The sequence below is a fragment of the Bacillus inaquosorum genome, assembly GCF_023238325.1.
GTDB classification, from domain to species: Bacteria; Bacillota; Bacilli; order Bacillales; family Bacillaceae; genus Bacillus; species Bacillus inaquosorum.
Genome location: NZ_CP096592.1, coordinates 3,701,388 through 3,716,165 on the forward strand (window position 1 = coordinate 3,701,388; position 14,778 = coordinate 3,716,165).

Annotated in this window: 18 protein-coding genes and 1 pseudogene; 9 read left to right on the plus strand and 10 right to left on the minus strand. The window is 43.3% G+C overall.

Features of this window, described 5'->3' with window-relative positions:
- Positions 1 to 149: 149 nt before the first annotated feature.
- Positions 150 to 446, plus strand: a complete 297-nt coding sequence (locus M1M80_RS18735) for a DUF3892 domain-containing protein (RefSeq protein WP_060399641.1) — start codon at positions 150 to 152, stop codon at positions 444 to 446.
- A gap of 41 nt (positions 447 to 487) precedes the next feature.
- Here M1M80_RS18735 and M1M80_RS18740 read toward each other — a convergent pair whose 3' ends face one another.
- The 3 genes from M1M80_RS18740 to alsS all read right to left on the minus strand — a co-directional run bounded on the left by M1M80_RS18740 (position 488) and on the right by alsS (position 3,655).
- Entirely contained in the window at positions 488 to 1,015 is a 528-nt protein-coding gene (locus tag M1M80_RS18740) for an NAD(P)H-dependent oxidoreductase (protein ID WP_060399642.1), read from the minus strand.
- A gap of 98 nt (positions 1,016 to 1,113) precedes the next feature.
- The gene (gene budA / locus M1M80_RS18745; protein WP_060399643.1) at positions 1,114 to 1,881 is read right to left on the minus strand and encodes an acetolactate decarboxylase; all 768 of its coding nucleotides are present in this window, start codon (positions 1,879 to 1,881) and stop codon (positions 1,114 to 1,116) included.
- 61 nt (positions 1,882 to 1,942) lie between these two features.
- Positions 1,943 to 3,655 carry an acetolactate synthase AlsS gene (gene alsS / locus M1M80_RS18750; protein ID WP_060399644.1) on the minus strand — a complete coding sequence of 571 codons (1,713 nt, stop codon included), beginning with the start codon at positions 3,653 to 3,655 and terminating at the stop codon, positions 1,943 to 1,945.
- A gap of 159 nt (positions 3,656 to 3,814) precedes the next feature.
- On the opposite strand from alsS, the gene alsR reads away from it, so the two are divergent.
- Positions 3,815 to 4,702: an acetoin biosynthesis transcriptional regulator AlsR gene (gene alsR, locus M1M80_RS18755; RefSeq protein ID WP_019259658.1), complete on the plus strand. Its 888-nt coding sequence runs from the start codon at positions 3,815 to 3,817 to the stop codon at positions 4,700 to 4,702.
- A 40-nt stretch (positions 4,703 to 4,742) separates the two neighbouring features.
- Here alsR and cotH read toward each other — a convergent pair whose 3' ends face one another.
- Positions 4,743 to 5,834, minus strand: a complete 1,092-nt coding sequence (cotH, locus tag M1M80_RS18760) for a spore coat protein CotH (RefSeq protein ID WP_003235593.1) — start codon at positions 5,832 to 5,834, stop codon at positions 4,743 to 4,745.
- 142 nt (positions 5,835 to 5,976) lie between these two features.
- Here cotH and M1M80_RS21805 point away from each other — a divergent pair, with 142 nt between their 5' ends.
- From M1M80_RS21805 to M1M80_RS18775, 3 genes are all read left to right on the plus strand, one after another.
- A complete protein-coding gene (locus M1M80_RS21805) occupies positions 5,977 to 6,729 on the plus strand; it encodes a CotG/ExsB N-terminal domain-containing protein (RefSeq protein WP_178938625.1) in 753 nt (250 codons plus the stop codon).
- 168 nt (positions 6,730 to 6,897) lie between these two features.
- The gene (locus tag M1M80_RS18770) at positions 6,898 to 7,515 is read left to right on the plus strand and encodes a flavin reductase family protein (RefSeq protein WP_060399646.1); all 618 of its coding nucleotides are present in this window, start codon (positions 6,898 to 6,900) and stop codon (positions 7,513 to 7,515) included.
- Between the two features lie 157 nt (positions 7,516 to 7,672).
- A complete protein-coding gene (locus M1M80_RS18775) occupies positions 7,673 to 8,008 on the plus strand; it encodes a DUF4181 domain-containing protein (protein ID WP_060399647.1) in 336 nt (111 codons plus the stop codon).
- Between the two features lie 4 nt (positions 8,009 to 8,012).
- Here M1M80_RS18775 and ggt read toward each other — a convergent pair whose 3' ends face one another.
- The gene (gene ggt / locus M1M80_RS18780) at positions 8,013 to 9,590 is read right to left on the minus strand and encodes a gamma-glutamyltransferase (protein WP_060399648.1); all 1,578 of its coding nucleotides are present in this window, start codon (positions 9,588 to 9,590) and stop codon (positions 8,013 to 8,015) included.
- A 213-nt stretch (positions 9,591 to 9,803) separates the two neighbouring features.
- On the opposite strand from ggt, the gene chrS reads away from it, so the two are divergent.
- From chrS to chrA, 3 genes are read left to right on the plus strand one after another with little or no spacing between them, the layout of a single operon-like run.
- On the plus strand, positions 9,804 to 10,280 hold the full coding sequence (gene chrS, locus M1M80_RS18785; protein WP_003235604.1) for a chromate efflux transcriptional regulator ChrS: 477 nt from the start codon (positions 9,804 to 9,806) through the stop codon (positions 10,278 to 10,280).
- A gap of 13 nt (positions 10,281 to 10,293) precedes the next feature.
- Positions 10,294 to 10,887, plus strand: a complete 594-nt coding sequence (chrB, locus tag M1M80_RS18790) for a chromate efflux transporter subunit ChrB (protein WP_060399649.1) — start codon at positions 10,294 to 10,296, stop codon at positions 10,885 to 10,887.
- Positions 10,884 to 11,420 (plus strand): chromate resistance efflux protein ChrA, encoded by a 537-nt coding sequence (gene chrA, locus M1M80_RS18795; RefSeq protein ID WP_060399650.1) that lies wholly within the window; start codon positions 10,884 to 10,886, stop codon positions 11,418 to 11,420. The genes chrB and chrA overlap by 4 nt, the downstream gene beginning before the upstream one ends.
- 25 nt (positions 11,421 to 11,445) lie before the next feature.
- On the opposite strand, the gene M1M80_RS18800 is transcribed toward chrA, so the two are convergent.
- Both M1M80_RS18800 and M1M80_RS18805 read right to left on the minus strand, forming a co-directional pair.
- Positions 11,446 to 11,664, minus strand: a complete 219-nt coding sequence (locus M1M80_RS18800; protein WP_060399651.1) for a hypothetical protein — start codon at positions 11,662 to 11,664, stop codon at positions 11,446 to 11,448.
- The gene (locus M1M80_RS18805) at positions 11,661 to 12,206 is read right to left on the minus strand and encodes a flavodoxin family protein (protein ID WP_060399652.1); all 546 of its coding nucleotides are present in this window, start codon (positions 12,204 to 12,206) and stop codon (positions 11,661 to 11,663) included. Before M1M80_RS18805 ends, M1M80_RS18800 begins: the two co-directional genes overlap by 4 nt.
- 122 nt (positions 12,207 to 12,328) lie before the next feature.
- On the opposite strand from M1M80_RS18805, the gene M1M80_RS18810 reads away from it, so the two are divergent.
- Positions 12,329 to 13,210, plus strand: coding sequence for a LysR family transcriptional regulator (locus M1M80_RS18810; protein ID WP_060399653.1), 882 nt, complete (start codon positions 12,329 to 12,331; stop codon positions 13,208 to 13,210).
- A gap of 117 nt (positions 13,211 to 13,327) precedes the next feature.
- Here the strand turns inward: M1M80_RS18810 and M1M80_RS18815 are convergent.
- The 3 genes and pseudogenes from M1M80_RS18815 to M1M80_RS18825 all read right to left on the minus strand — a co-directional run.
- Positions 13,328 to 13,396, minus strand: a pseudogene (locus M1M80_RS18815) (endonuclease V); the annotation flags it as partial.
- A gap of 86 nt (positions 13,397 to 13,482) precedes the next feature.
- Entirely contained in the window at positions 13,483 to 14,136 is a 654-nt protein-coding gene (locus tag M1M80_RS18820; RefSeq protein WP_060399654.1) for a hypothetical protein, read from the minus strand.
- Positions 14,137 to 14,225: 89 nt separating this feature from the next.
- A complete protein-coding gene (locus M1M80_RS18825) occupies positions 14,226 to 14,777 on the minus strand; it encodes a hypothetical protein (protein WP_060400069.1) in 552 nt (183 codons plus the stop codon).
- Between the last annotated feature and the right edge of the window lies 1 nt (position 14,778).

Sequence of the window (14,778 nt, forward strand, 5' to 3'; positions counted from 1 at the left end):
GGGATTCCGTGTCTATGCGGAATCCCTTTTATTATGGATTGATTTGTCACATCCCCGCGATATTTCTCAGGAAATATTGTCGTATGCCGTGTCGAAACCATACATGGTCATCGACATTTTTGTTCACGTTAAAAAGTGGAGGTGTAAATATGGATCAATTTGAACAAGCATATGAATCGTATAAGGCTCAGCAAACAAACGGCGAACAGCAAGCTGTTCCATCTGGACAAGAAGAAATTATTGCAGTCAGAAGAAATGAGGATGACAATATTATCGCAGTGAAAACGAACACAGGAAGAGAGCTCGACTATCCCACTGCGCTGTCAGAAGCACAAGCGGGAAAACTCGCTCATGTTGATGTCTTCCATAAATACGGGCGTGATATTTTGCGAAGTGAACCGGACGGCATAAAGGAAAACAACCTGTCCGAGCTGCCGGATTTTTGATCATAAAGAAGCCCTGCCGCATGCCGGACAGGGCTTTTCTTTTAAGCGAAAGGCTGCTGGATGTATTCGGCTAACCGTTTTGCACTGAGGGAAATATCCTCTGCAGTTGCATAATTCACGCCATAGAACACATATGGGGGCAGGTATTTCATGCCGATCAGATTGCTCGTGGCCTGAAATGGTTTCAAAAGCTCACTGATCGAGTAATGATTTGCTCCGCCCGCTTGATATTTTTCCGCTTCGCTCCCTGTTGAAACAGCCAGCATCAGCTCCTTGCCATGCAAGGCGTTTCCTTCTGAACCAAAGGCCCAGCCGTAAGTCAGCACAAGATCCTGCCATTTTTTTAAGAGCGGCGGAGAGCTGTACCAATAAAACGGAAATTGAAAGACAATCCGGTCGTATTGCTCACACAGCTGCTGCTCCTTCGCAACATCTATCGCTTCATCCGGGTATTCCTTATAAAGCTCCCGTACTGTGATATTGTCATGTTTACCTAATTCCTCTACCCACGCCTTATTAACAACTGAGGTTTCCATATGAGGATGAACTGCTAAAACCAATATTTTCATCAGACCACACCTTTACCCTTTTGACGTTATTTTATCTAAAATCAGGAAAAGAGCCAAATAAAAAGAAAGCCCTGCACAAAAAGGCTTTCTTTTTTCTTTTATTCAGGGCTTCCTTCAGTTGTTTCGATATCTTTAGCAAAATCAGGATTATCCAGATTCGCATTAAAGAAATCCGCTGTATTCGGAAGTCTGAGATTCATGTTCATTTTTTGAGAAATCGTAACCGTGCAATCCTCAAGCACATAGTCAAAAACGTGTCCGCCTGAATTGCGTCCTTCGTCAATGAAGTGCAGGTGATAGCCGGAAACGGCGATTCCGTTAGCATAAGCTGGTGTCAGGAAGCCTACAATCGTCCCTCTCACGTTGTCGAAGTTGAAAATCGGCTGTGTTTTGACCGCTTCAACCATCGGCACGTAAGGTTTTTCTTGCAGTTCTACCGTTCTTGTCTGGACTTTTTTAAACAATCCGTCAATGCGGATTGCATAAAATAAGTTTTTGCTTGGCAGAATGCTGTTGATTTCTTTTTCAAATTCTTCACGTGTCATTTTCGCATCAATTTTGTGCGTCATGTCCGGTGTAAAGAACGTAAATGAACAGAACGGAGAACGGTCCCCGTTTTGGACCGGTGTGGCAGTTCCGTCTGAACGGAGACGGTAAAATTCGCCGTCAAACCCAATCAGCTCTCCGTCAAGCTTGTTAAAGGTTCCGATACCGAAGTCTCCGTATTTCGGAATCTCTGACAGTTCAAAATCCCCGTCATATACTCCGTCTAATAGAGAAGTCATTGTTGATACTTGATAAATCTGGCTCACAGGCTGATCATTTTGGCCCCGGCTGAGCACTTGAATGTTGCTTTCGCGTTTCATAATTCCCTTCACTCCTTTTGTTTAGTGCTGTTCATCAAACAGTGTCGTGATGCGCAGAGTGCTAGAGAGCTTTCGTTTTCATGAGTTCTCCGAATTCTTTCGGAAGCTTGTCACTTGCTAAATTAATGTTATCACTGTAGTCAACCGGGACATCAATGATAACAGGACCCTCCGCGTTCATACCTTGACGCAGTACATCTGCCAGCTGGTCTGGTGATTCTACGCGCAAGCCAGTTGCTCCGAAGCTTTCCGCATATTTCACGATATCGATATTTCCGAAATCGATCGCAGATGTACGGTTATATTTTTTCAATTGCTGGAATGCAACCATGTCATATGTGCTGTCGTTCCATACAATGTGTACAATTGGTGCTTTTAAACGAACTGCTGTCTCTAATTCCATTGCTGAGAATAAGAAACCGCCGTCACCAGAGACTGATACCACTTTTTCTCCCGGTTTCACCAATGAAGCGCCGATTGCCCAAGGAAGTGCAACGCCGAGTGTTTGCATACCGTTACTAATCATTAATGTTAATGGCTCATAGCTGCGGAAATAACGTGACATCCAAATCGCATGTGAACCGATATCGCAAGTCACTGTAACATGATCATCGACTGCGTTTCGCAATTCTTTAACGATTTCAAGAGGATGCACTCTGTCTGATTTCCAATCTGCAGGCACCTGCTCACCTTCATGCATATATTGTTTTAAATCAGAAAGGATTTTCTGCTCACGTTCAGCAAAGTCCACTTTCACAGCATCATGTTCGATATGATTGATCGTGGACGGAATGTCACCGATCAATTCAAGTTCCGGCTGGTAAGCATGATCAATGTCAGCCAGAATTTCATCTAAATGGATGATTGTCCGGTCACCATTGACATTCCAGAATTTCGGATCGTATTCAATTGGGTCATAACCGATTGTCAAAACAACATCAGCCTGCTCAATCAGCAAATCGCCAGGCTGGTTACGGAACAAACCGATACGGCCAAAATACTGATCCTCTAAATCTCTCGTAAGAGTACCGGCAGCTTGATATGTTTCGACGAATGGAAGCTGAACCTTTTTCAAAAGCTTGCGAACCGCTTTAATCGCTTCCGGTCTTCCGCCCTTCATGCCGACTAAAACGACAGGAAGCTTCGCTGTTTGGATTTTTGCAATGGCCGCACTGATTGCAGCATCCGGTGCAGGACCAAGTTTTGGCGCTTCGACAGCACGCACGCTTTTTGTATTTGTGACTTCATTCACAACATCTTGCGGAAAGCTCACAAAAGCGGCCCCAGCCTGACCTGCTGACGCTATTCTAAATGCATTTGTAACAGCTTCCGGTATATTTTTTACATCTTGAACTTCTACACTGTATTTTGTAATCGGCTGAAATAGAGCCGCATTATCCAAAGATTGATGTGTCCGTTTTAAACGATCTGCACGGATCACGTTCCCAGCAAGCGCTACGACAGGGTCACCTTCAGTGTTTGCTGTCAGCAATCCTGTTGCCAAGTTAGAGGCACCTGGTCCTGATGTGACTAAAACGACTCCCGGTTTTCCAGTTAAACGGCCGACTGCTTGCGCCATAAATGCTGCATTTTGTTCATGCCGGGCAACGATAATTTCAGGCCCTTTATCTTGTAAAGCGTCAAAAACCGCATCAATTTTTGCACCTGGAATGCCAAATACATGTGTGACACCTTGCTCCGCTAAGCAATCAACAACAAGCTCCGCCCCTCTGTTTTTCACAAGGGATTTTTGTTCTTTTGTTGCTTTTGTCAACACCCTCACTCCTTATTATGCATTTTAAACATAAAATTTTAAATATTTCTTGTGATACGTTTCACTATACACTCTTTGGAAATTGACCTCCAATATCGATTCGCCTTATGATTAATATGTATTACGAATTATTAACCTAAGGAAAGGAATGCATATTGAATGGAGCTTCGCCATCTTCAATACTTTATCGCAGTAGCCGAAGAGCTTCATTTCGGAAAAGCTGCGCGGCGGCTGAACATGACACAGCCTCCTCTCAGCCAGCAGATCAAACAGCTGGAAGAAGAAGTCGGGGTGACGCTTCTGAAGAGGACAAAACGATTTGTCGAGCTGACCGCGGCCGGCGAAATCTTTTTAAATCACTGCCGGTCAGCTTTGATGCAAATTGGACAAGGAATTGAACTTGCACAGCGGACGGCTCGCGGCGAGCACGGCCACCTTGTCATTGGTTTTGTCGGATCTGCTACATATGAATTTCTGCCGCCGATCATCCGGGAATACCGTAAAAAATTCCCCTCTGTGAAAATTGAACTGAAAGAAATCACTTCTTACCGGCAGCAGGATGAGTTGCTCAAGGGAAATATCGATATCGGCATTCTCCATCCGCCGTTAGAACATCCGGAGCTGCAAATTGAGACAACCCAGAGCAGTCCATGCATCCTCGCTTTACCAAAACAGCATCCGCTTGCATTAAAAGAATCAATCAACATTACAGATTTGGAAAACGAACCGATCATCACCCTTTCCAAAGAAGCGTGGCCTACGTTATATACCGACTTTATTCAGCTCTGTGAAAACGCAGGTTTTGTGCCAAATATTGTTCAGGAAGCGACAGAATATCAAATGGTAATCGGACTGGTGACAGCGGGCATTGGTATTACCATTGTGCCATCCTCGGCCAGACGGCTGTTTAACCTTGATGTCACGTATCGAAGCGTTGATCATTTTCAGCTCAAAGCAGAATGGATTATCGCGTATAGAAAAGACAGCCAAAACCCTGTACTGGGACAATTTGTGGATATATGCAAATCGTTAAATGAACGGAAATAAAAAAAAGGCGCTCCGTTCACCGGAATCCGCCCGTTTATCGTCAGGATAAAAGATCAAGCTCACTTTTGAGGTAATCAGCTCTTTTTATAATATACTCACATATTACATCCGGCTCACGGTCAAAACGCTCAATATCATTCTTTTTATATGGGTCCATCAGGACAAACGGTCTAATCTGCTCATACATCGCCATTATTTTCGGTTTCATATATTCTATTGTAAAAAGAGATTGGAGCGTTTCTTCTAACAGATGTTTGTAGGACCTGCGAAAATCGGGTTCATCCAATATCCGGGCGGTTAGTGTATTAAATCCTTGAATTCTTACATAATCGGCAGCCATCCGCTCTCCGTGGATATCCCTGCCCCAGGTCGCATCATAATCCCAAGGAATCACCTCAAATAATCCGGTTTCACTGTTTCTGTACAACGCGTAGTTGTGGACAAACCCGTCATAGTTTGAGGTGAACACAATGCCGGCGAGCCAGCGCAAATACTTGTCGATATCCACATGCTTTGTCACTTCTGATTTAAATTGGGCTTTAGGGACAGTATTAATTTTAAAGATCATATCCTGTAAATAAAAATCGTCTTCCTCAGTCCCTGTCTTCTTTTCATATCCATGCTCAAGCGATGTCTTCGTTTCCCTTTCCAAATCGCTCATCAGAGAGAAATTAGCATCATCATCAACCGCGTAAAAAACCGCCCCGTCCGCCAGCTTCCTTTTCGCTAAATAAAATTCGTCGACGGATTCAAGTTCAAGATAAACCCCTTCATTCTTTCCATTCACCTTTAAAAACACAAACTCCGCCTTTGGAGACAGCGTCCCAAGCTCTGAGAAAAAATCCAGGGACAATTTGTTTCTCATCATGGAAGGATCTTTATACTCCGCATTTAAGTGAATCTCTCGCGCGCCGCGGAATGTTTTCGGCTGATAAAAGGAAATATGGTATGACTTCTTTTTGAAGTCTCTGATATGCGATCCCCGGTAAGCGATATCAATATCCAGCCTTTTTTGATTTACCTTCATCACAGCCGGCACCGGATCATCGTCCCATATATCTTTTTTTAATTCACGCAAATCTTTTGGATGAACAAACAGCTGATAAAGCGGCATATTGGATTGGTTCTTCATCCATAATCCCCCTAACAAATTTTAGGCTTTTATTTTTGTGAGATCTCAGCGGAACACTTATACACTTTTAAAAAACGTGCGTACTATGTGGGTAGTAAGGATATTTATCCTTAAAAACATTTTTTAAAAGGAGGATTTCAAATTGGGCCACTATTCCCATTCTGACATCAAAGAAGCGGTGAAATCCGCTAAAAAAGAAGGTTTGAAGGACTATTTATACCAAGAGCCTCATGGAAAAAAGCGCAGCCATAAAAAGTCGTACCGCTCTCACAAAAAATCACGCAGCTTCAAAAAATCGTACTGTTCTCACAAGAAATCACGCAGCTTCAAAAAATCATACTGTTCTCACAAGAAATCACGCAGCTATAAGAAATCGTACTGCTCTCACAAGAAATCACGCAGCTTCAAAAAATCGTACTGCTCTCACAAGAAATCACGCAGCTTCAAAAAATCGTACTGCTCTCACAAGAAATCACGCAGCTTCAAAAAATCGTACTGCTCTCACAAAAAATCTCGCAGCTTCAAAAAGTCGTACCGCTCTCACAAAAAATCACGCAGCTTCAAAAAATCGTACTGCTCTCACAAAAAATCTCGCAGCTTCAAAAAGTCGTACCGCTCTCACAAAAAATCTCGCAGCTTCAAAAAATCGTACTGCTCTCACAAAAAATCTCGCAGCTACAAAAAGTCTTACTGCTCTCACAAGAAAAGGTCTCGCAGCTACAAAAAGTCTTTCCACGCACTCAAAAAAACGTATTATTCTCATGAGAAAACATCTCACAAAAAACATTACAAAAAACCGCACCACGACTACTACAAAAAACATGATGATTATCACAGCAAAAAAGAATTCTGGAAAGACGGCAATTGCTGGGTAGTCAAAAAGAAATATAAATAATACCTTTTCATTACCATAGGCTGCCGACAAATGTACGGAAGCCTATTTTTCATTTTCCCTTGTATTAGATATATGTCATGACATAACATATGCAACCCGCATTATTTGGTTTCCTTGAAACCATTTCGTTATAATCAAGGTATCCTAACGATAAAGGCGGTTTTTGCTATGTACATATTTCAAGCGGATCAGCTTAGTGCCAAAGACACATACAAGCTATTGTCAGGTGCCGTCATCCCCCGCCCCATTGCTTTTGTGACCACACTTTCTTCAGGGGGAACGGTAAATGCTGCGCCTTTCAGTTTTTATAACGTTGTCAGCTCTGATCCTCCGCTTCTCAGTATTTCTGTTAACAGGGCGGGAGGACGCCAAAAAGATACAGCCCGAAACGCATTAGAGAATGGAGAATTTGTTGTCCATGTCAGTGATGAAGCCATCATTGAAGACATCAATGAAACGGCGGCAAGCTTAGGGCCCGACGAAAGCGAACTCACACGGACCTCGCTTCATCCTGTCGAAAGCAAATCTGTTTCAGTTCCCGGCATTAAGGAGGCACGCATTCGTTTTGAATGCACATTAGAGCGGCATATTGCGTTCGACAATGATCAAGGCGTGACGACAGCAGATCTGCTCATCGGCAGAGTTGTCTGCTTCCATCTGGATGAAAAGGTGTATGATGCCGAAAAAGGGTATGTTTTGACAGATGAATTAAAGCCAGCCTCAAGATTGGCGGGAAACCACTATGCGAAGCTCGGTGAAGAATTTACGCTGGTTCGTCCCAGCTGAACAAAGGGACTATTTAAATAGAAGAAACTAGTCGAAAAGACCTCGTAATCACAAAATGTTGCCTATAAAAAAAGAACACCCGGAGAAAGTCCGGGTGTTCTTTTATGAAACATTTTTCCTTTTTCTTCGTATAAAAGGTAGATTAGGAGGGATTGGAATGGCAAACTTTTGGATGTTAATGCTGATCGCTATTACCATCAGCACTGCCTCTCAATTTTATATAAAGAAAAAATTCGGTATTGATAAGTCCGGCTGGCGGTATAAGCATGTCAGCAATACACACAAATGGATCGAAATCATTTTACTTATTTTATTTGTGTTTTCACTCCCCTTTGTTCCAGTTGAATATATGCTTCTTTTATTTTTTATAGTAATTGACTCACTTCGTATTTTTATGGAATGGAATTATAGACCTGAAGATAAGCAGTATATGTACCACATGATAGAGGTCTCCCTCATGTTTGCCCTTTTGATTTATATTTGTATCATTTAGTTACCTAAATCCCAATAGCTGCCCCGTCTCCCCGCGGGTCGGCTCCGCCTTGGAGGAAGCCTTCCTCATCCACTTTGATTGCGGCCGCATGCCCCATCAGCGGATCATAGTCACCGACAACCTCAACGAGATGTCCGCTGTCTTTCAGCTTTTGAATTGTTTTCTCTGTGAATCTGCCCTCGACTCTGAGACCTTCATATTCCTCCCCCCACGTTCTGCCCCATACCCAGCGTGGTTCGCTGATTGCCTGCTGAGGATGCATTCCGTAGTCCAGCATTCGGGTAATGATGGCCGTCTGGGTCTGCGGCTGGCCCTCGCCGCCTTGTGTGCCGTACAGGATTTTCGGTTTTCCGTCTTTGCAGGCCATAGCTGGCATAAGCGTGTGGAAGCTGCGCTTTTTCGGTTCAAGCGTATTGACATGATCTTGATCCAATGAGAAAAATGACCCGCGGTTTTGCAGTAATATGCCTGTATCACCGGCAGTGACTGCAGAGCCAAATTCAAAGTACAGGCTTTGAATGAATGACACTGCGTTGCCATCCGCATCGATTACGGCCGCATATGCCGTATCACTTCCCACTGGCCTGCTTTCTGCCGGTTCTGCCAGATAGCCGATTTCTCCCGCCAATCGTTTCGCATAATTTTTATCCAAAAGCCTTTCAAGCGGAATGTCAGCAAACGCAGGGTCAGTCAAAAAGGCATTCCGATCTATAAAACTCTTTTTCAGCGCCTCCACAAGCACATGATAATACTCAAATGAACCGTGTTCGATTTGGCGGAAATCATAGTTTTCCAAAATGTTCAGTGTTAATAAACCGGTAAACCCCTGAGAATTCGGCGGCGCCTGGTACACACTGTATCCTCGATAATCACTTGATACAGGCTCCGCCCACTCGCCCCGGTGCGCTTTAAAATCATCGAGTGACATGTAACTGCCGTTATGCTGTAAATACGAGACAATCCGCTGAGCAATATCTCCTTCATAGAAGGCACTTCTTCCTTTTTCAGCAATCATGTTCAGGCTCTCTGCAAGCTCTTTTTGCACAAACCGCTCTCCCGGGACAGGCGCTTGGCCGCTTCTCGTGAATATATCGGCCGTATAAGGAGTGGAGGCCAGCAGTTCAAGATTCTTTTCTGTGTGACGGCACTGATCAGCTGATACTGGAAAACCGTTTTGGGCATAGTCACGCGCAGGCTCCAACACGTCCGCAAGAGACATGCGTCCGTACTCCTTCAGTATAGCATCCCAGCTATCAACCATCCCCGGCACGGTAATGGCACTGCCGATTCCCCGCAGCGGAATCGCGCTCTTTCCCTTGTATACATCTCTCGTTACATTTTTCCCTGAACGTCCGCTGCCATTATAGACTCTTACCTCCTTTGTTTCCTGGTGAAAGGTCAGCCAAAAGGAATCTCCGCCAAGTCCCGTCATATGCGGATATACAACTGCCAGACAAGCACTCACCGCAACGGCAGCGTCAAACGCGTTTCCTCCCTTGTCCAGTATGCGGTTTCCAGCTTGTGAAGCGAGATAATGCGGACTGACGACCATTTGCTTTGTACCGATGACAGATTTGTTCATCACAAGTCCCCTTTTTTAAGAGATTTTCTTCAGTATAGGGAGCCTGATTTTCCACTTCTACTGATCCGGCAGAAAAACTGACGAACTTTATCCTTTTCGAAAACGAAAAAACAACATTACTTTCATCTTGAAAATAAATATAAAAATTATCTTTCGAAACGTAACTTTTATGATAAAATGATCTCTAAAAGGCTACGAAAGCAGGTGGAACAATTGAGTCATGAATATCAAATTCCTAACCTTGTTCTTGATGAGATCGACAAACAAATTCTCACCATTTTGCATGAGGAAGGCAGGATATCTTATACGGACCTTGGCAAAAGAGTCGATTTGTCACGGGTTGCTGTCCAGGCTCGAATTAATCAATTAATCGAAGCTGGGGTTATCGAAAAATTCACTGCGGTCATCAATCCCGCTAAAATCGGCATCCATGTATCCGTGTTTTTCAATGTCGAGGTCGAACCGCAGTTTTTAGAAGAGGTCGCTCTTAAGCTTGAGGAAGAACCCGCGGTCACCAGCCTCTATCACATGACGGGCCCGAGCAAGCTGCATATGCATGGGATCTTTGCCAACGATCAAGAGATGGAAGAGTTTTTAACAAAACGGCTGTATCCGCTGCGAGGTGTCGTCAGCGTTGATTGCCAGATGCTCATCAAACGATACAAAAGCCGTATGGGAATGAAGCTGTAAAGGAGAGAAACGAATGAAAAACCATCCTTATCGGGATATGACGGCCGCAATGGTGCGCACCGGAATATTAGGGTTCGGGGGCGGGCCTTCCGTGATTCCGCTGATCCGCCATGAAGCGGTGAATAAATATAAATGGATTGACGATGATGAATTCGGAGAAATATTAGCGATTGCTAATGCACTTCCCGGACCGATTGCCACAAAAATGGCCGCGTATCTGGGCTTCAAGCTAAAAGGCACGTTAGGCGCAATCGTGGCGACTCTCGCCCATATTCTGCCTACATGTCTTGCTATGGTGGGCTTGTTTGCGGCTGTAAATGTCTTAAGCCATTCAGCAATTGTTGCCGGCATGATTGGTGCCGTAACACCGGTGATTGCCGTAATGCTCGGCATCATGGCGTACGAGTTTGGCCAAAAAGCGCTTAAAGGTTTCGGCTGGGTCACCGGCATCCTGTTTTTTATCATCGCTTTTATCGGCCTGCAAACGTTACAGATCAATCCCGGCCTTGTCATTATCATTTTCTTAGCGTACGGCGCGTTTCATTTTAAACTGAAGGACAAAATGACAAATAAACATTCAAAAGATAAAGGAATGTCGGCCTCATGATCATGATGTATGTATTTCTGGCGTTTTTTATCGCAAACGTACTCGGATATGGCGGCGGGCCTGCGTCGATCCCGCTGATGTTTGAAGAAGTCGTAAACAGATACAGCTGGCTGTCAAACGACCAATTTTCAAACATGCTCGCCCTTGCGAACGCATTACCGGGCCCGATCGCAACCAAAATCGCCGCGTATGTCGGCTACAGCGCAGGCGGGTGGCCCGGCTTCCTGATTGCGCTGATCGCAACCGTCGTACCGTCAGCGCTCGCATTGATTGTCCTGCTGCGTATCATTCAGCGCTTCCGCCAATCACCCGTCATCAAAGGCATGACGCTGTCCGTTCAGCCTGTCATCGCCGTCATGATGCTCATTCTTACGTGGCAAATCGGCGCAGACGGCATCAAAGCTATCGGCTGGATCCAATCTCTAGTAATTGCGGGGATTTCCCTCCTTGCCATGACAAAATTCAAGATGCATCCGGCATTTCTGATTATCGGGGCGTTTTTGTATGGGGGGCTTGTGATCCCTCATTTGTAGAAAAAGCACCTAGACAGGTGCTTTTTTATTTTGGCCCAGATATGCCGTTTGATATGACAACTGTTTCTTCGCCTGTATTGTCCTTGATGACGTGCTTAATTTGCAGGGTGGTCCCTGCCATTCTCGCATATTGCTGAACCTGAGGCGAATTGGTTTCAACCTGTATCCAAACAGAAGTGTGCGCCTTCCAAGATAAAAAGAGAGCTAGAATCAGCATGCCAGCGATAACCAGGAGCAACTTCATAGAGCATCACTTCTTTTCAATAAGCTGCTCGCCGCGTTCAGCGCCTGATGATCATGAAGAATATCGCCAGGACGATTGCCTTCTCCCAGCACATAGCCTTTAAAGGGCATTCCCATAAAATGAAAAATATGTTCAAATTGCTGAATCAGCGGCAGCCCTTTTAGTTTAGGATTGTCTCCTCCTACTGCTGTTACATATGCCTGCTTCGCTGACATTTGCTGTTTAAAATCAGGAAATCGCGGATCTCTCAACGTCTGTGACCAGCGATCAATAAACAGCTTTAATGTCCCTGACATGCCAAACCAATAAATTGGGGTGGCGAATACAAGAATATCGCACGGCAATACCCGCTCAATGATAGAATCGTAGTCATCTTGAACAGGACGAAAGCCGCCTTGAGCGTGACGCAGATCCTCAATTGGCTGGATCTGATATTTCCGCAAATGAATATGCTCCGCATCGAATCCTTGAACAGCCTTCTCCGCAAGAAGATCCGTATTTCCGCCAGGCCTCGTTCCGCCATTAATGACCGCAATTTTCATGATGCATCTGCTCCTTTGTTTACGAATGATTTTCTCCATCATATAATGGATTCATTAATCAATACAGATGATTATTTCGATTATTCCAATCGATAATACCGATTTAGAAAGGGCGAGAACAAATGGAATTGAAGCAGCTGATCACCTTTATTACGGCAGCAGAACATGTAAACTTCACCCTTACCGCCAAGATGCTTAATTATGCACAATCAAGCGTAACCTCCCAAATCAAATCACTTGAAGAAGAAATCGGGACTCCTTTATTTGAACGGCTCGGCAAGCGGCTTATCCTGACAGAAGCCGGCAAAACATTTAAATCCTATGCGGAGAAGATCATTGCGTTAACAGAAGAGGCAAAAATGGCCGCAAATCAAGTAAGAGAAACAACAGGAACCTTAAAAATAGGGGCAACCGAAAGCCAGTGCACATACCGCCTTCCGCCTATCATAAAAGAATTTAAACAGGCTTTTCCCCAAGTAAAGCTCATATTCAAACCGTATATTTCAAACGAGCAAGCGAAAGAACAGCTCTTACAGGGCCAGCTAGATATCACATTCATCTTGGATGTAAACCGGCCGGACGACGCATTACACGTTGAATCTTTGATTCAGGATGAGATCAAAATGGTGGCTGCTAACGACCATCCTTTTCCTGCAGATTTACCAGTAACATTGAAGGACCTTCAAAACGAAACCCTTCTGCTGACAGAAGACGGCTGCTCGTACCGCACTCTCTTTGAGAACACTTTACATGATTCCGGTGTCTACCCTAACAAATTAGAATTTGTCAGCATAGAAGCCATCAAACAATGCGTGATGGCCGGACTTGGAATTGGAATCTTACCTGAAATGACAGTAAAAGATGATATTACAGCAGGTCGGATGAAAGAACTCAATTGGCAGAGCGAATGCCCCGTTTTTACTCAATTAGCATGGCATAAGGACAAGTGGATGTCTGCACCATTGAAGGCTTTGATCGATTTGACGCGGAAAACATTCAAATAAAAATGTTGCCGCAAGGTTGTTTCATTGCTCGGACAGATTATCGAATGAGGGCCAGTACAAATTCGAAAAAAGCAAACAGCATACAAAAAAACACTTGCTGGCTTAGAGCCGCAAGTGTTACACGTGATTTTTCTGATAAAATGTTCGTAAGACATGTGTTTCAAGGTCAGCCAGGCGGACAATTCCACCAAGTAGTTGTGTCTCCTGTATTAATAATCTACTTAGACAAATTATGCCTCATGGAAAAAGCAGTAGAACAACCTGCTTTTTTATTAGTATTCATTTATCATTTCTTTCATAAAAATATTATCCAATTGTGTAATTAATTCTTTAAGCTCTGTACACATAATATCTTCTAATGGGTTTTCCCAATCTTCGTTTTTTATAAGTTCAATGCCATAACTTCCGCTTGGATCCCCTTCTGGGTACCACCCTACATCAAGCAACAAGTTTTTAGTCTTATGAGAGATCTGCAGGAGATCTTGATTAAAGTCAAATAACCACGCATCATCACTTGCCTCTAATGTTTTAGGGTCAGTATCTTTTAATGTAATATAGTCAACAGTCCAACCAGCCGGTATCCTAGGTCTTAAGAAATTGGGAACCTGTTGGCTTAGTGGCTGCAACTCCTCTAAAATCCCACTTCCCACACTCCAGATTTGATATTCTAACTCCTCTAATAGATGTTCTATTTCATCAAAAGATTCTACGTCATAAATCTTATCTATTTTTAAGCCAACCACTTTGATATGGTATTGATCATTTTCATATATTACCTTAATAATGGCATTACGTTTTTCATTTTGCAGTATTAGAAGTTCATATTCTTCTTCCATGCTTTTTTCTGAGTTTAAATTGTTCAGTACTACAGACCAGCCATCACAGATTTTTAATGGCTGCAATTGAGAAATATGATCTCTGCCCATCCCGCTTCTCCTTGTACTTCGTTGGCCTATCTTTAAAAAGCTTCATCATTCTAAAAAAACTTGCCGATGACAACACGGCAAGTTTTTAACTATAGCAACTCTAATACATCAGTAAACAAGGCATCTCCTAATGTTAATCTCCTGTTGAAAGGCTGTATATGTGGCAATTCATTCCACTCATACACAGTATCGTAGTAATCATACAAATAACTGAGTTCGATAAACCCTTTCTCATGCATTATTTTATTGATATAGTTCGTTCCCTGAATGAATTCTAAAGATTCAGCGGTCCCTATAATATCATAAGCTCCATCAATTAAATCGTGTCTTAGGGAATAGCTATAATCTAGTACATAAACAGGCACCAATTTAGATACTTTCATATTGATTTGCTGTTCTAGATGAAATCCATTTTCCCCAGAAAGATCTTGCAAGTGGATATTGATTTCTCCTGATGGATTGTTTAAATCTCTAACTTCAATTTTTTTCAAACCTTTTATTTGATTAAATTCATCAGGCACTTTTATTTTCTCTGCACATTTGTTCTTATACCATTCGTCTAATTCCCTATTCATAAATAGACGATGAAGCAACTCACCAATTTCAGGATATTCATTAATAAATCTTATTCCATGTTCCATA

Bases quoted from the DNA above. Each gene is read 5' to 3' on its own strand.
- M1M80_RS18735 (WP_060399641.1), top strand. From the start codon at position 150: ATGGATCAATTTGAACAAGCATATGAATCGTATAAGGCTCAGCAAACA.
- M1M80_RS18740 (WP_060399642.1), bottom strand. From the start codon at position 1,015: ATGAAAATATTGGTTTTAGCAGTTCATCCTCATATGGAAACCTCAGTT.
- budA (WP_060399643.1), bottom strand. From the start codon at position 1,881: ATGAAACGCGAAAGCAACATTCAAGTGCTCAGCCGGGGCCAAAATGAT.
- alsR (WP_019259658.1), top strand. From the start codon at position 3,815: ATGGAGCTTCGCCATCTTCAATACTTTATCGCAGTAGCCGAAGAGCTT.
- cotH (WP_003235593.1), bottom strand. From the start codon at position 5,834: ATGAAGAACCAATCCAATATGCCGCTTTATCAGCTGTTTGTTCATCCA.
- M1M80_RS18770 (WP_060399646.1), top strand. From the start codon at position 6,898: ATGTACATATTTCAAGCGGATCAGCTTAGTGCCAAAGACACATACAAG.
- M1M80_RS18775 (WP_060399647.1), top strand. From the start codon at position 7,673: ATGGCAAACTTTTGGATGTTAATGCTGATCGCTATTACCATCAGCACT.
- ggt (WP_060399648.1), bottom strand. From the start codon at position 9,590: ATGAACAAATCTGTCATCGGTACAAAGCAAATGGTCGTCAGTCCGCAT.
- chrB (WP_060399649.1), top strand. From the start codon at position 10,294: ATGAAAAACCATCCTTATCGGGATATGACGGCCGCAATGGTGCGCACC.
- chrA (WP_060399650.1), top strand. From the start codon at position 10,884: ATGATCATGATGTATGTATTTCTGGCGTTTTTTATCGCAAACGTACTC.
- M1M80_RS18800 (WP_060399651.1), bottom strand. From the start codon at position 11,664: ATGAAGTTGCTCCTGGTTATCGCTGGCATGCTGATTCTAGCTCTCTTT.
- M1M80_RS18805 (WP_060399652.1), bottom strand. From the start codon at position 12,206: ATGAAAATTGCGGTCATTAATGGCGGAACGAGGCCTGGCGGAAATACG.
- M1M80_RS18810 (WP_060399653.1), top strand. From the start codon at position 12,329: ATGGAATTGAAGCAGCTGATCACCTTTATTACGGCAGCAGAACATGTA.
- M1M80_RS18820 (WP_060399654.1), bottom strand. From the start codon at position 14,136: ATGGGCAGAGATCATATTTCTCAATTGCAGCCATTAAAAATCTGTGAT.
- M1M80_RS18825 (WP_060400069.1), bottom strand. From the start codon at position 14,777: ATGGAACATGGAATAAGATTTATTAATGAATATCCTGAAATTGGTGAG.